General features: G+C 73.7%; 8 protein-coding genes. 6 read left to right on the forward strand and 2 right to left on the reverse strand.

Annotation, left to right across the window (positions count from 1 at the left end; translation table 11 throughout):
• Window positions 1-64: 64 nt before the first annotated feature.
• Window positions 65-2725: a HelD family protein gene (locus CC117_RS07275; RefSeq protein ID WP_407673482.1), complete on the forward strand. Its 2661-nt coding sequence runs from the start codon at window positions 65-67 to the stop codon at window positions 2723-2725.
• A gap of 124 nt (window positions 2726-2849) precedes the next feature.
• Here CC117_RS07275 and CC117_RS07280 read toward each other — a convergent pair whose 3' ends face one another.
• Window positions 2850-3092, reverse strand: a complete 243-nt coding sequence (locus tag CC117_RS07280; protein WP_018640105.1) for a hypothetical protein — start codon at window positions 3090-3092, stop codon at window positions 2850-2852.
• Window positions 3093-3328: 236 nt separating this feature from the next.
• Between CC117_RS07280 and CC117_RS07285 the strand changes: the two genes are divergently transcribed.
• The 5 genes from CC117_RS07285 (at window position 3329) to CC117_RS07305 (ending at window position 14420) form a co-directional block, all read left to right on the forward strand.
• Window positions 3329-6007 (forward strand): DEAD/DEAH box helicase, encoded by a 2679-nt coding sequence (locus tag CC117_RS07285; RefSeq protein ID WP_241829905.1) that lies wholly within the window; start codon window positions 3329-3331, stop codon window positions 6005-6007.
• 903 nt (window positions 6008-6910) lie between these two features.
• Window positions 6911-7759: a helix-turn-helix transcriptional regulator gene (locus tag CC117_RS07290; protein WP_018640107.1), complete on the forward strand. Its 849-nt coding sequence runs from the start codon at window positions 6911-6913 to the stop codon at window positions 7757-7759.
• Between the two features lie 675 nt (window positions 7760-8434).
• Window positions 8435-11887, forward strand: coding sequence for an MMPL family transporter (locus CC117_RS07295; protein WP_241829906.1), 3453 nt, complete (start codon window positions 8435-8437; stop codon window positions 11885-11887).
• A 186-nt stretch (window positions 11888-12073) separates the two neighbouring features.
• Window positions 12074-12925: an acyl-CoA thioesterase gene (locus CC117_RS07300; protein ID WP_071082975.1), complete on the forward strand. Its 852-nt coding sequence runs from the start codon at window positions 12074-12076 to the stop codon at window positions 12923-12925.
• Window positions 12926-13088: 163 nt separating this feature from the next.
• Window positions 13089-14420: an alkaline phosphatase PhoX gene (locus CC117_RS07305; RefSeq protein WP_084131685.1), complete on the forward strand. Its 1332-nt coding sequence runs from the start codon at window positions 13089-13091 to the stop codon at window positions 14418-14420.
• Window positions 14421-14518: 98 nt separating this feature from the next.
• Here CC117_RS07305 and nagA read toward each other — a convergent pair whose 3' ends face one another.
• Entirely contained in the window at window positions 14519-15700 is a 1182-nt protein-coding gene (gene nagA / locus CC117_RS07310; protein ID WP_071082976.1) for an N-acetylglucosamine-6-phosphate deacetylase, read from the reverse strand.
• Between the last annotated feature and the right edge of the window lie 144 nt (window positions 15701-15844).

A 15844-nucleotide genomic window follows, 5' to 3' on the forward strand; every position in this document is an offset into this window, starting at 1 on the left:
CACCGCTGACGAAGACGGGCCACACAGCGAGCGCCGCGCTGGATGGTAGATGAGAGGGCTGGGTTTGTCAAAGCAATCGGTGCCCACCGGGTCAGCGGACACTCCCGAGCCCCGAGCCCCACGGCCGGGGGACGGCGGCGACGCCGAGCGGGAGCGGGAGCAGCAGTACCTGACAATGCTGCACGACCGGCTGGACCAGCTGCGTGCCACCGCGTCCACGGAGCTCGCCCAGGTGCTGCTGCGCGACGACCCCGAACCCGGCGCGCGCGCCGACCGGGACGCCCTCGCCGCCCGGCACGCCGACCAGGTGGCACGGTTCGACGCGGTCCGCGACCGGCTGCTGTTCGGCCGGATCGACATGGCCGACGGGGAACGCCGCTACATCGGCCGGATGGGTGTGCTCGACCCGGACACCGGCTACGATTCCCTGCTCATCGACTGGCGGGCCCCGGCCTCCCGCCCGTTCTACCTGGCGACCGGGGCCACTCCTCTCGGCGTGGCACGCCGCCGCCACATCCGGACCGTCGGTCGGCGGGTGACCCATCTCGACGACGAGACCCTCGACACCGGGGCGCTCGGCGACGGCGTGCTCGGCCTGCTGACCCTGGACGGCCTCGGTGCCGACGGAAGCGACCGGGGCAGCGGTGCCCGCGGCGCGCTGGCCGGAGAGGTCCCCCGCGACGCCCTGGTCGGCGAGGCCACCCTGCTGGCCACCCTCGGTGCCCAGCGCACCGGCCGGATGCGCGACATCGTCGCGACCATCCAGTCCGAGCAGGACCGGATCATCCGCTCCGACCGGGACGGCGTCCTCGTCGTCGACGGAGGGCCGGGCACGGGCAAGACCACCGTGGCGCTGCACCGCGCTGCCTACCTGCTGTACTCGCGCCGCGAGCACCTCGCCCGCCGCGGCGTACTGATCATCGGGCCGAACCCGGCCTTCCTGCGCTACATCGAGCAGGTGCTGCCCTCTCTCGGGGAGACCGGCGTGCTGCTGTCGACGATCGGCGACCTGTTCCCCGGGGTTCGCGGGCGTTCCGCGGAGAGCACCCTGGCCGCCGAGGTCAAGGGACGTTCGATCATGGTGGACGTCCTCGGTGCCGCGGTGCGTGATCTCCAGCGGCTGCCGGAGCAGCCGCTGGAGATCACCGTGGCCGACGGGGTGGCGCGTCTCGACGAGACGATCGTCGTGCCGGCGCGGGCCGCCGCGCGGCTCACCGGCCGCCCGCACAACCTGGCCCGGCCGGTGTTCGTCCGCGAGGTCATCGCCGGGCTGACCCGCCAGATCGCCGACCGCTACGAGGCGTCCATCGACGAGGTCGACATCCCGGACTTCGTCGATGACTTCATGCTCTGGCCGGACACGGACGCCGCCCGCGAGCACCAGAACGACAGTACGGCCGTGGGCGCCGACTGGTCGGACACCGCCCTCGCCGCGGCCGCAGCCGCCTCCGAACGCCCGGTGCTGGATGCCGCCGACCTCGCAGACCTGCGCCGGGACCTCAGCTCCGACCCGCGGCTGGCCGAGGCGATCGACGGTCTGTGGCCGCTACTCAGCCCGCAGGCACTGCTGACCGGCCTGTTCGCCGACGCCGACGCGCTGGGCCGCGCCGCCCCCGAGCTGACCGGCGACGAACGGGCGGTGCTGCTGCGCCCGCCGGGCCAGGACTGGACCGCCACCGACGCCCCGCTGCTCGACGAGGCCGCCGAGCTGCTCGGCGACGACCCCCGGCTGGCGATCGACGCCGCGGTGTCGGCGCATCTGGAACGCCGGGAACGCATCGAGTACGCCGGTGGGGTCCTCGACATCCTCGCCCGCGGCGACACCGAGGATCCCGACGGGGAGGTGCTGATGGCCAGCGATCTCATCGACGCCGACCGTTTCGGGGAGCGGCACGCCGAGATCGACGCCCGCACCACCGCGGAGCGGGCGGCCGCGGACCGCGGCTGGGCGTTCGGCCATGTGATCGTCGACGAGGCGCAGGAGCTGTCGCCGATGGCCTGGCGGATGGTGATGCGCCGTTGTCCGAGCAGGTCGATGACGCTGGTCGGCGACGTCGCGCAGACCGGTGACGCGGCCGGGACATCCTCGTGGGACCAGGTCCTCGACCCGTATGTCGGGCAGCGGTTCGTCCTCGAGCGACTGACCGTGAACTACCGTACCGGCGCCGAGATCATGGAGGTCGCCGGAGACGTCCTGGCGCTGCAGGGACGAGGGTTGCGCGCACCGCGGTCGGTCCGCCGGTCGGGCCACGCACCGTGGCGTCTCGCCGTCACCGAGCAGGAGCTGACGGCCCGCCTCGCCGACCTGGTCGCCGAGGAGCACAACGCCTGCGGCGGCGGGCGGCTCGCGGTGATCGTGCCGACGGCACGCCGCGACCAGCTGGCCGGTCTCGCGCGGGCGCTCACCGATGTCGTGCCCGGCGCCGTGCCCCGCGACGGAGCGGCGGGCGGCGGGGCGGCGGGACCCGACCCGGAGCAGCCGGTGGTCGTCCTCACGGTGCGGGAGTCGAAGGGCCTGGAGTTCGACGCCGTGATCGTGGTGGAGCCCGAACGGATCCTGGCCGAGTCCCCGCGGGGCGCCGGGGACCTGTACGTGGCGCTTACCCGCCCGACGAACCGGCTTGGCGTCGTTCATGTCGGCGAGCTGCCGGTCGCACTCGGGCGGCTGCGCCCTCGACTGGTGATGTCCGAGTGGATGCCGATCGGTCCGTCCCAGGGCGGGTGAGAGTGCGCCCGCCCTGGGACGGAGGGGACATTTCAAGATCAGATTTCACCATGGGCGGCCGTCAACAGCGTTGACTATCTTGTGCCGGAACGGGCCGGCGATCAGACGATCAGCTCACCGCCGATCACCCGCTTCGGGCGGTCGAGGCCAGCAGGCGGTGCCACCGGTCAGGCTCGAGGTTCAGCCACCGGTCGATGTCCTCGCGCCACCAGATACGGGTCCCGTTCCAGGCGGACGTCCGGTTCACGACCCCCGCGGCTGCGGGCGCCGCCGGATCACTGCGCAGACGGTGATCGACAGCCTGTCGGGTCACGCCCAGCGCACGGGCGATGTCACCCGACCCGACGAGCAGAGGGAGCTCATCCACCTCGCCGACGCTAACCGCACACCGGACATCACCGGCCGGCCGCAGACCCCGGTAGGTGGGGCGGGCACCTCATGCCAGAACCAACGGACAACACACCAGCACACACATTCCCTGCTCACCCGCGGTCGCCGTGCCGCACCGCGGGAGCTGTGACGACTCCGTCACGACACCCCCGGACCCGCCGTGGGCGCCCCGCGCCCCGCAGAGCGGCGGCGTGCGGCACGATCGAGGACACCATGACGTACCAGCCCCAGACCCCGCCCCGGACCCCGCCACCGAGCAGTCCCCGCAGCGAGCCCCAGCCCCAGGCCGGGCCGCCGGCCGAGCCACAGGTGGCGCAGCCCCAGCCGCCGGTGCCGCCGGTCACACCGGCGACGCTGACAGCGCGCCTGCCCGCCGGCGGGCCGGACCCGGAGGCGGACGCCGACGCCCTGTTCGACGCGTTCGGCGCCTGGGTGGTGGATCAGGGCCTGGAGCTGTACCCGGCGCAGACCGAGGCGCTCATCGAGGTGGTCAGCGGCTCGAACGTCATCCTGGCGACGCCGACCGGCAGCGGGAAGAGCCTGGTGGCCACCGGTGCCCACTTCGCAGCGCTCGGCTGGGGCCGGCGCACTTTCTACACCGCGCCGATCAAGGCGCTGGTGTCGGAGAAGTTCTTCACGCTGTGCGCGGTGTTCGGCGCCGCCAGCGTCGGGATGATGACCGGTGACGCCTCCGTCAACGAGGGGGCGCCGATCATCTGCTGCACGGCCGAGATCCTCGCGAACATCGCGTTGCGTGACGGGGCCGCGGCGGACGTCGGCCAGGTCGTCATGGATGAGTTCCACTACTACGCCGACCCCGATCGGGGCTGGGCCTGGCAGGTGCCGCTCATCGAGCTGCCGCACACCCAGTTCCTGCTCATGTCGGCGACGCTGGGTGATGTCACCCGCTTCGAGGAGGACCTGACCCGGCGCACCGGCCGGCCGACGGCCGTCGTGCGCTCGGCGCAGCGGCCGGTGCCGCTGTTCCACCGCTATGTGACCACCCCGCTGCACGAGACGATCGAGGAGCTGCTCGAGACGCGGCAGGCCCCGATCTACGTCGTGCACTTCACCCAGGCCTCGGCGCTCGAGCGGGCGCAGGCGCTGATGAGCATCAACGTCTCCACCCGGGCGGAGAAGGACGCGATCGCGCAGATGATCGGCGGCTTCCGGTTCGCCTCCGGGTTCGGCAGAACGTTGTCGCGCCTGGTCCGGCACGGGATCGGGGTGCACCACGCGGGGATGCTTCCCAAGTACCGCCGGCTGGTGGAGCTGCTCGCGCAGGCGGGGCTGCTCAAGGTGATCTGCGGCACCGACACCCTCGGGGTCGGCATCAACGTGCCGATCCGCACGGTCGTGTTCACCGCGCTGTCCAAGTACGACGGGACCCGCACCCGGATCCTGACGGCGCGGGAGTTCCACCAGATCGCCGGGCGGGCCGGCCGGGCGGGGTTCGACACGGTCGGCAACGTGGTTGTGCAGGCGCCCGAGCATGTGGTCGAGAACGAGAAGGCGCTGGCGAAGGCCGGCGACGATCCGAAGAAGCGGCGCAAGGTGGTGCGCCGCAAGCCGCCGGAAGGGTTCGTCTCCTGGGGCGTGCCCACGTTCGAACGACTGGTCGGCGCCGAGCCGGAACCGCTGGTGTCCCAGTTCGCCGTGAGCCACTCGATGCTGCTCAACGTGGTCAACCGCCCCGGGGACGCGTTCACCGCGATGCGCCACCTGCTCACCGACAACCACGAGCCGCGCCCGGCGCAGCGCCGGCACATCCACCGCGCGATCGCGATCTACCGGGCGCTGCTGGCCGCCGGGGTGGTCGAGAAGCTCGACACTCCGGACGAGACCGGCCGCTCGGTGCGGCTCACCGTCGACCTGCAGCTCGACTTCGCGCTCAACCAGCCGCTGTCCCCGTTCGCGCTGGCCGCCATCGACCTGCTCGACCGCGACTCCCCCGCCTACGCGCTGGACGTCCTCAGCCTGCTCGAGTCGACACTGGACAACCCGCGACAGGTGCTGTCCGCGCAGCAGTTCCGCGCCCGCGGCGAGGCGGTCGCCGCGATGAAGGCCGACGGTGTCGAGTACGACCGGCGCATGGAGCTGCTGGAGGAGGTCACCTGGCCCAGGCCGCTGGACGAGCTGCTGCACGCCGCCCTGGCCACCTACCGGCGCGGCCACCCCTGGGTCGACGACTACGAGCTGGCGCCGAAGTCGGTGGCCCGTGACATGTTCGAGCGGGCGATGACCTTCGCCGAGTACGTCGACTTCTACGGGCTGGCCCGGTCGGAGGGCCTGCTGCTGCGTTACCTGGCCGACGCGTTCAAGGCGCTGCGCCAGACGGTGCCGGAGGAGGCGCGCACCGAGGAGCTCGTCGACCTCACCGAATGGCTCGGGGAACTCGTCCGCCAGGTCGACTCCAGCCTGCTCGACGAGTGGGAGGCGCTGCGCGACCCCGAAGCCGGCGACGGAGCCGGCACCGGCGGTGGCCCGGGGGCCGCGGGCATGCTGGTGGAGCGGACCACCGCCGTCACCGCGAACACCCGCGCGTTCCGGGTGCTGGTGCGCAACGCGCTGTTCCGGCGGGTGGAGCTGGCCGCACTGCGCCGCTACGACCTGCTCGGTGAACTCGACGCCGAGGCCGGCTTCGACGCGCAGGCCTGGCGGGAGGCGCTGGAGCCCTACTTCGAGCTGTACACCGAGATCGGGACGGGGCCGGACGCCCGCGGACCGGGTCTGCTCATCGTCACGACCGCCGCGGACCGGTGGACGCTGCGGCAGATCTTCGACGACCCGGCGGGTGACCACGACTGGGGAATCAGTGCCGAGGTGGACCTCGCCGCCTCGGACGAGGCGGGAACAGCCGTCGTGCGGGTCACCGCCGTCGACCAGCTTTGACACCGAACCGTATCGCGGTAACGGCAGGCGGCGGCAAAGGCACAATGGGCATGGCACCGAAGTGTTCACACCCGTTTGGGCCGACCCGCAACCGGCACTTTCGGTCCAGCCCTCTCGCGTAGGTTCGGGAAAGGGCGCCGACGCGGTGCGGTGTGGCGCGGTGACCGAACGACGCCGGGAGGTGGGCCGACCGGCCGGTGGGGCTTTCCCGCGGGCGACGGTCCGACCGGGCCGCCCATCGCCCACCGGCGTCCACCCACGACCAGGGGTGACGGCGGCAACGGCACCGCCGGCCGACAACGGACGCCGCCGGCTGGTATTTACCCACCTTCCGCCGCAGACATTCCCATCCCTGAGACACCGGATTCACAACCGCCGCGTGACGCAATAGCGGATTCACCCACCTGGCGGCGGGCTTCGCGGTCCTGTATCAACGGAGAACGAACGCAGGATCACCGCCGCCCCCGTCGCGGCCGATCGACGCGGAGCCGGTCCGGTCGGGGCGGACGGGCCCGCGGCGGCCAGGAGCCGGCCGGGGCGACGGCGACCGCGACGGCCCTCGCCCACCGGCCGGCCCGGGCGGGCGCGTCCGGGCCACCCCATACACCTCCGCCCGATCACAACCCTCACTGCGCGCGTTCGGCACCACGGTGCACAATGCGCCGATTGCCGGGACGAAGATCCCCTTGCTAGTCTCATTTCTCGGCAAGGAGATTTGTCTGTCGTAAAGGGCAGCGCCGACCCGGCTGCGCCGGCCCCTCSACACGGAACCGGTTTCCGTGGCCCACCTGCRTCCCCGGCCGCTTCAGGCGGCGGAAACCGGGCAGGCCAGCAACACCTTTTGCCTGCTTTTCCGTTTTGTTTCGTTCTTAGTCCGCGAGACCCCCGGACGAGAGGAAGACGATGACATCGGGCACTACCGATGGCTGCTCGGTCGAGGCGATGCTGCCTCGGGCCGTCACCCGGCTGCGCGCCCGTACCGGCGCCGATCTGGCCTACGGCGGATCGGTCGATCCCCGCTCGCGCTACCTGACCATCAGCGCGCTTGACGGGAACCGCACGAACGCGTTGCGCGGGATGTCCCTGCCGCCGGGCCACGGCGTGGGCGGACGGGTCGTGGCCCTGGGCCGCCCCGTCGTGATCGACGCGGGCACCCGCCCGCGCTATACCGAGGACCAGCGCGACTGGGCCGTCCTGGGCGAGGACATCTCCTCGGTCGTCGCCGTGCCGGTGCGCGCCGGCGGCATCGTGCACGCGGTGCTGTACTGCGGTGTGCGGGCGGACAACCCCGTTCCACCGGCCGCGGTGGAGACGGCGCTCGGTGTCGCGCGCCGCTTCGAGGCGCTGCTCGCCGAACGCGCCATGGCAGCCCGGCCCGACACCGCCGCGGCGACGCCGGGCGCCTCCCGGCTGCGGACCCTGTGCCGCGTCGACGCCGAACTGGAGGAGCTGACCTTCCAGACCAGCGACCAGGCACTGCGGGAGCGGATCATCGCGGTCCGCGACCTGCTGGAGGACCTGTTCCCCGACGCGGCGCCGCCCACCCGCGCGCAGCCGTTCGGCCTGTCACCGCGAGAGCTGGACGTCCTGCGGCTGGTCGCGGAGGGCATGTCCAACGCCGAGACGGCCCGCCGCCTCGCGGTCAGCCCGGAAACGGTGAAAGCCTACCTGCGCAGCATCATGAACAAGCTCGGCGTGCACAACCGGACCGCGGCGGTCAACGTCGCGCGCCGTTCCAGCCTGCTGCCGTGAACACGGCACCGGGCCGGCCATAACAGGTCCCGAAACAAAAACCGGGTGCGGGCGAGATTCTCGCCCGCACCCGGTGGCTTTCACACGGCACTGGTGCCCGTAACCTGCAGGACAAACGCCTTTCCCGTCCCGGGACGTCCTTCACCTGGGGCGGCTCGGCCTGGGGCAGAACGGGCGCCCGACGGGGCGTCGGGCCGGGCCGGTGGCCGCGGAACCTGGCGCCGGCAGGGCCAACGGCCCGGTGATCGCGGGGCTGCCCGCACCCCCCGACTCGCCGGCCGCTCCCTGCTCCTGACCTGGTGGTGGTGCCTGACCGGGGCCGCCGTGCCGCGGCTGGGCGCCGGGGCGCGGCCGGTCCGTGTTGTCCGTGCCGGCCCCCTGGCCCCGCTGGGCATCGTCCGGACGGCCCGCCCGCTCCCCCGTACCACCCCCGTGCGGCTGGGCTCCGTACCGCGGCCGGGGACACCTCCCCCGATGCGACGGCGATCCGCCGCTGTTGTGCCGTTCGAACTTGTCTGCCACGACGAACTCCCCCTCCTCCGGATACCGACTGGCGTGACTCACGACGTCATCGCGGTACTGGCGCCATCGGCGTGAACATTAAAGAGGTATTCGCGGCTTTGGTACCCCTCTCCGGGGGTAACACCAAATCTTTTGCACTTCTACGTTGAACTCATGTCATTTCCCGTCGATGTCACGCGGCGGTTCAGGGGCTCGACGGGGCGCCCCGACAGCCACCGGTCACCCGCCCACGCGGGAACGGTCGGCGCGACAGCGGAGGCATCGCCGCCACCGTTCACCGCGCACACGCCGCCGCCCTCCGCCGCCGCGCTGCCGGCTGCCGCCGCGCTGCCCGCCGGCAGCGGCCGACCGTCCGCGACCCTGACGGCATTCGCCACCGGCCTGCCGTCGGCCACCACGCTGGCGCCTGCTCCGGATCCGGCGCACGGCTCCGCCCGTGCCGGCTCCACGCGGCGGGGCGTGTCCCGGCCTGACGCGTGGGCCGGTGCCGCCCGCCCGGGGCACCGGCGAGCGGACCGGATCCACGAGCCGGCCGGCCGCACGCCGGCCCAGCCCGGCAGCTCGGGCCGATCCGGCCGGTCGAGGCACTCGGACGGCGGCGGCACGATCGGCGACGCGGGTGGCGGAAGTGGCGGGAGTGGCGCGGCCTCCGGCAGCGCGGGCGACGCGGGCGACGCGGGCAGCGCCGGTTCCGGCAACGCGGGAAACTCGGGGCGGTCCGGCGGGGCTGGTGGGCCCGCCAGCGCGCCGGCGGGTGGGCGTGGCGGCCTGTTCGCCCTGCTCGCCCGGCTGGCGGTCAACCGCCCGGGACGGGTCCTGACCATCACCGCGCTGCTGGTCATCTGTCTGCTGCCGTGGGCCGGCGGTGTCTTCGACCGGCTCTCGACCGGCGGCTTCTACGCCGCCGGTGACTCCGCCACTCATGCCGAGGCGCTGCTGGACGCCGAGTTCCCCGGCGCCCCACCGAACGTGGCCATCATGGTCACCGCACCCGGCACCATCGAGGGACCGACCGCGCGGCGGGTCGGGGAGAACCTCACCAGCCAGCTGCAGCGCGAGCCAGGCGTCAGCGCGGTGACCTCCTACTGGTCACCGGACGCGCCGGCGGGCCTGCTGCGCTCCCAGGACGGGCGCAGCGCCCTGGTCCTGTTCCGGCTGACCGGCTCCGAGGACGCGATCGCGCGTCATGTGGCCGACCTGCACGACCGCTACGCCCATGACGGGCCCGGGGTCACCGTCCGGTTCGGCGGGGCGCCGGCGGTGATGCTGGACGTCACCGAGCAGAGCCGCGCCGATCTGGAGCGGGCCGAGCTGGTGACCGCACCGCTGGTGCTCGGCGTCCTGCTGTTCGCCTTCGGCGGGACGGCCGCGGCGCTGCTGCCGGTGGTGGTGGGCGGCAGCGCGGTCATCGCCAGTCTCGCCCTGTTGCGGCTGCTCTCCGAGATGACCCACATCTCGGTGTTCTCGCTGAACCTGACCACCGCGCTCGGGTTCGCCCTGGCGGTGGACTACTGCCTGTTCATCCTCCGGCGGTTCCGTGAGGAGCGGGAGGCTGGTGTGCAGCGGGAGGTCGCCCTGCACACCAGCCTGCGCACCGCCGGGCGCACCGTGCTGTTCTCCGGGCTGACGGTGGCGCTGTCGCTGACCGGCGCGCTGCTGTTCCCCCTGCCCTACCTGAAGTCCTACGCGTACGCGGGCATCGCGGTGGTGGTCACCTCGGAGCTTGCCGCGCTGCTGGTGCTCCCGGCGGGGATCATGCTGCTGGGCGAGCGGGTCGAGCGGGGCCGCCGCCGCGGCCTCGGTTTCGGCCGGCGCAGGGGCGGCGGCCGCAGGCGCCGCGAGCCGGGGGCGGTGTGGACGGCGGTCGCCCACCGGGCGATGGCGCACCCGCTGCTGTTCGGTGGGGCGGCGGTGGCGCTGATGGTCGTGATGGCGCTGCCGCTGGGCGGCCTGCGCGTCGCCCTCGCAGACGACACCGTGCTGCCGACGACGGCCGACTCGCATCTGGTGAACGACGCGATGCGCGACGACTTCACCGTCTGCCTGCCCTGCCAGATCCCGGTCGTGGTGCCCGGGGTGGACGCCCGCGAGCCCGCCGTCGTGGCCCAGCTGGGCGGGTACGCCGCCGCCCTGTCGGACGTCCCCGGCGTCGCCCGGGTCGACACCGTGGCCGGCAGCTTCACCAACGGGCGGATGATCGCGCCGGCGCCGGCCGGCGGCCAGCAGTTCGTCGGCACCCACGGCGGTGCCTGGCTGTCGCTGTGGCCGACCGAACCGGATCCGATCTCCGCGGCGACGCAGCGCACGGTCGGCCTGATCCGCGCCATCCCGACGCCCTACCCGGTCGAGATCGGCGGCCTCGCGCCGCACCTGGTGGAGACCCGCGACACCGTCATCCGCGGCCTGCCCGGCGCGATCGCCGTGGTGGTGACCGCGACGTTCGTACTGCTGTTCCTGTTCACCGGCAGCCTGCTGCTGCCGCTGAAGGCGCTGCTGCTCAACGCGCTGAACCTGGCGGCGGTGATGGGCGTGATGGTGCTTGTCTTCCAGGACGGGCATCTGCAGTCGCTGGTCGGGCACTTCCAGGTCTCGGGGACGGTCGAGCTGACCAGCCCGGTCCTGATGTTCTGCGTCGCGTTCGGGCTCAGCATGGACTACGAGATCTTCCTGCTGGCCCGCATCCGGGAGGAGCACCTGCGCGGTGCCGGCAACCGGCGGGCCGTCGCCCGCGGCCTGGCCGCGACCGGCCCGCTGCTGACGTGCGCGGCGCTCGCCCTGATCGTCGTCATGATCGGCGTCGCGACGTCCCAGATCAGCATCATCAAGATGGTCGGTCTGGGCCTCGCGCTGGCCGTGCTCCTCGACGTGACCGTGATCCGCGCGGTGCTGGTCCCCGCCTTCATGGCCCTCGCCGGCCGCTACAACTGGTGGGCGCCGACGCCGCTGCGTCTCCTCCACGAGCGCCTCGGCCTGCGCGAGGGTGCCGAGCCCGGCGAGCCGGACGGGCTCGGCGCTGCCGGGGCGCCGGACGGGCTGGCCGTCCCCCGCGGGGTGTTCCCCGCGGTCCTGCCGGCCGTCCTCCCCACCCGGGGGACCGCGGCATCACCGCCCCCCGTCGGGGCACCACCCGTCCGGACCCCCTCGGCGGCGGAGACGGCCGCGGCGGGACAGCCGGCCCACGCAGGCGGGGACGTCCTGGCCGGGTCGCCCCGGCACAGCGGCCTCGGTCCGCCGGGACCGCGGCCCCCGGCCCGATCCGACGGCGCCGGACCGGCCCTGTTCTCGGCGAGTACCTACGGCCGGGCGGAGGACGGGCTGTTCGATCCCGACGGGTACGGCAGTCTGGCCGGGCCCGCCGAGCCATCCGGGGCGCACCGGCCGGCGGATCCGCCCGCGGATCCGGCCGGGCAGGACGGGCCATGGGAGGAGCGCCCGGCCCGATCGGGCCGGGCTCCGGAGCGGACTGCGGGTGAGCAGGATGCCTCCCCCGAGAAGTACGTGCCCACGCTGGGTGAGCGGGAGAAGGCCGAGGGCTGCTGGTCGGCGGACGCCTGGTTCTCCCCGCACGGCGACGCCCCGGCCACCGATCCCCGCCGGGACGGCTGACGCAGGGTGGGGTGCGGCACAACGCCGGGTGCCGGGCGGCCGTGATGCAGTATTCCGGAGCAGTGGCCCGCTCCGCGCAGGGCCGCGACCGGGGACGTTCCCGCCGCACAGGGTTGGCGGGGCTCCCGGGCACCCGGCCGGCCCGGGGCCCGGGTGACCCGCGCCCGGCCGACCCGAAGGTGGAAGATGCGACCTGCTGCCGTCACCCGTCCGGTGAGCGTCACCCCGTCCGCACCGACGGTGCTGGACCTGATGGACCTCGAGGAGATCGACCGTGATCTCTTCCGGGTCCGGGTGGTGTTCGACGACCGGTACGCGCTGTACGGCGGGCAGGTCGCGGCCCAGGCCCTGCTGGCGGCGGGGCGCACCGTGCCGGAGGGCCGGGTGCCGCACTCGCTGCACGGCTACTACCTGCGCCTCGGCGACGCCTCCCGGCCGACGATCTTCCGGGTGGACCGTGACCGCGACGGCCGCTCGTTCTCCGCCCGCCGGGTGGTGGCCGTCCAGGGCGGCAAGGTGATCTTCAACATGTCAGTGTCGTTCCAGGTCCCCGAGCCGGGCGTCGACGTCACCGCCGAGCCGATGCCACCGCTGGCCGCGCCGGACACCCTCACCGAGGTCAGGCTGTCACGGCCGGTGTCCTTCGAGGCGCGGGCGGAGCGGGCACCCGCGCCCGGCGTCGACTTCCCGACCCGGCTGTGGGCGCGGTGCACCACGGCGCTCCCCGACGACCCGCTCCTGCACGCGGTCATCCTGACCTACCTGTCCGACAGCGTGGCGGGGCTGGCCCCGTACCACTCCGCCACCGCCCGTTCGGGCTCCAGCCTGGACCACGCGGTCTGGTTCCACCGGCACATCCGGATGGATGACTGGGTGCTGATGGACCACGTCCCGCGCACCATCGCGGGCGGCCGCGGCTGGTACACGGGCACCATCCACGCGCGGGACGGCGTGCTGGGCGCGAGCCTGGCCCAGGAGGCGCTCTTCCGCCCGCCGGTGGATCACCCGCGGCGTCCCTGGAGCGGCGACCAGCCCTGACACCGGCGGGGGGCGCGGGCGCAGCGTCCCGCGGGTGTGACGGCGGGTGTACCGAAGTTGGCGAATCGGACCGCCGCCTGTGCATGTGCGTTTGCGTCCGGGTCGCGTCCTGGTCATCTGCGACTGCGAACGTGCGGACCGTCCTTGCTAAGGAGGGTCCTACATGGCAGTCAACCGCCGCCAGGTGGTCATGGGCACCGGCGCAGCCGGCCTCGGCTTCACGCTGTCAGGTGCCGTGAGCTCGGTCTTCAGCGGCACCGCGAACGCCGGCGCACCGAAGAAGTTCAAGGGGTACGGCGAGCTCGTCGCCGACCCCAGGGGTCTGCTCGACCTCCCGCGCGGCTTCCGGTACACCGTCCTGTCCCGGGCGGGCGTCGACCAGCTGCCCGACAACCAGGGCCCGCTGCCGGGCGCACCGGACGGGACCTACGCCTTCGCCGCCGGTTTCGGCCGCAGTGTCCTGGTCCGCAACCACGAGCTGTCCGGCTCGGCCGTGCCCGTCCCGCGGCTGCCCGGAATCACCTACGACCCGGCGGCGCCGGGCGGCACCACCACCGTCACCGTCGCCGGGGACCGGCTGCTGTCCACGGTCCCGAGCCTCGCCGGCACCATCCGCAACTGCGCCGGCGGCAACACCCCGTGGCAGACCTGGCTGTCCTGCGAGGAGACCGAGGACACCCCGGCGACCGTCCCCGCGCTGACCAAGCGGCACGGGTACGTCTTCGAGGTCGACCCGTTCGGCCGGCTGCGGGACCGGGAGGCGGTGCCGCTGACCGCGCTGGGCCGCTTCGCCCACGAGGCCGTCGCCGTCGACCCGCGCACCGGTGTGCTGTACCTGACCGAGGACGCCTCCGGCCCGTACGGGCTGATCTACCGCTTCCTGCCGCGTCGGCCGCTCGGCGGCCCGGGCAGCCTGCGCGCCGGCGGGAAGCTGCAGGCGCTGAACATCCCCGGTGTGCCGGACCTCTCCGCCCCCAGCGCCCTGGGCACCAGGCTGAAGGCGACCTGGGTGGACGTCCCGGACCCGGACGCCACGACGGTCTCGATCCGCAGGCAGTTCGACGCGGGCAAGGTCACCCGTGTGCCCAAGGGCGAGGGGATCTTCTGGTCCGACGGACACGCCTACATCGTCTCCAGCTACGCGGAGACCTCCGGCGGGGCTGCGCGCAACCACGCCGGGCAGGTCTGGAAGTTCGACCCGAAGCACTCCACCCTGACGCTGATCCTCATCATCGAGCCGGGCGGCCGCTTCGACGGCCCGGACAACATCACCGTGTCGCCGAACGGCGGCATCGTGCTGTGTGAGGACGGCGACGGCGAGCAGTACCTGGTCGCCGCCTCCGAGGACGGCACGCCCTACCCGCTGGCCCGCAACGCCGGCAGCGGCAGCGAGTGGGCCGGCGCCACCTTCTCCCGGGACGGTCGCTGGCTGTACGCCAACATCCAGGGCGACGGCATCACGGTCGCGATCACCGGCCCGTGGTGGCGCGGCTGAGCGGCGCCGACGAGCCGGGCTCCGGTGGCGTCACAGCGCGGTGACGCCGGGGCCCGGCCACCGACCCGCGGCGGATGCGGGGGGACATCCGCCGCGGGTCACCCACCTCCGGAACGGGGCGCCCCGCGCCCGCCGACCCACCTGCCGCCTGCCATCACAGCGGTGACGGCAAGCTCGGCGTCGAGGACGACGAGGTCGGCGTCCAGGCCCGGGGCGATCGCTCCGCACCGGGCGTCCAGGCCGAGCACCCGCGCCGGGTTCGTCGCCGCGGCGGCGGCGACCACCTCGATCGGCAGACCGGCGGCGACGGCCCGGCGCACCGCCTGGTCCATCGTCAGGGTGCTGCCCGCGAGCGCACCGCCGGCGACCAGCCGGGCCTGCCCGTCGCGCACCCGCACCGGGTGGCCGCCCAGCACGTACTCCCCGTCGCCGGCGCCGGCCGCGTCCACCGCGTCGGTGACCAGCACCAGCCGCTCCGGTTCCGCGGCGACGAGCCGCAGCAGCGCCGGGTGCACATGCACCCCGTCGTTGATCAGCTCGCAGGCCACCCCCGCGTCGAGGGCCGCACCGGCGGTGCCGGGCTCCCGGTGGTGCAGCGGGCGCATGCCGTTGAAGACATGGGTCGTCAGCGTGATCCCGGCGGCGAAGGCGGCGCTGGCCTGCGCGTAGGTGGCATCGGTGTGACCGGCGGCGGCGACCGCTCCCGCCTCGAGTGCGGCCGCGACGACCGCGGCGGCGCCGGGTAGTTCCGGGGCGACGGTGATGACCCGCAGCGCACCGGCGGCCGCGGCCTCGAGGTCGGCGAACACCGCCCGGTCGGGCCGGCGCAGATGCTCCGCGGGCTGGGCCCCGCGGCGCTCGGCCGCCAGGAACGGACCCTCCAGATGGGCCCCCACGACATGGCCGTCCGGCCCGGGCCCGGCCGCGGTCAGCGCCGCGACCCAGCCGAGCTGCTCGGCGAGCCGGGCCACCGGCGCCGTCACCAGCGAGACCAGGGTGCGGGTCGTCCCGTGGGCCTGGTGGAAGGCGACCGCCCCGGCCATGTCCGCAGCCGACGCCGCGACATCGTGCCCGCCGCCGCCGTGCATGTGCAGGTCGACGAAGCCGGGCAGCAGCCAGGCTCCCGTCAGGTCGACCCGCTCCGCCGGCTCCGCCCGGCCCGGGTCGAGGTCCAGGTCGCCGCGGCCCACCTGCGCGATCAGCCCGTCACGGACCAGCACCCGACCCGGGTCGAGGACGCCGCCGGGTGTGACCACCTTCGCGCCGGTCAGCAGGATCATGGCACCACGTTAGCGAGGCCGTCCGGGTGCCGTCCGGTTGAAGAACCGCCCGGTCGGACCGTCCACTGGAAGCCGTGGTTCTGTGAAGGCCCGGTTCTGGGAGGTGTGGTTTCCCCGGGCACATCCGTGCCGGTGGGACCCTGC

It is taken from the genome of Parafrankia colletiae, from assembly GCF_001854655.1.
Lineage (GTDB): Bacteria > Actinomycetota > Actinomycetes > Frankiales > Frankiaceae > Parafrankia > Parafrankia colletiae.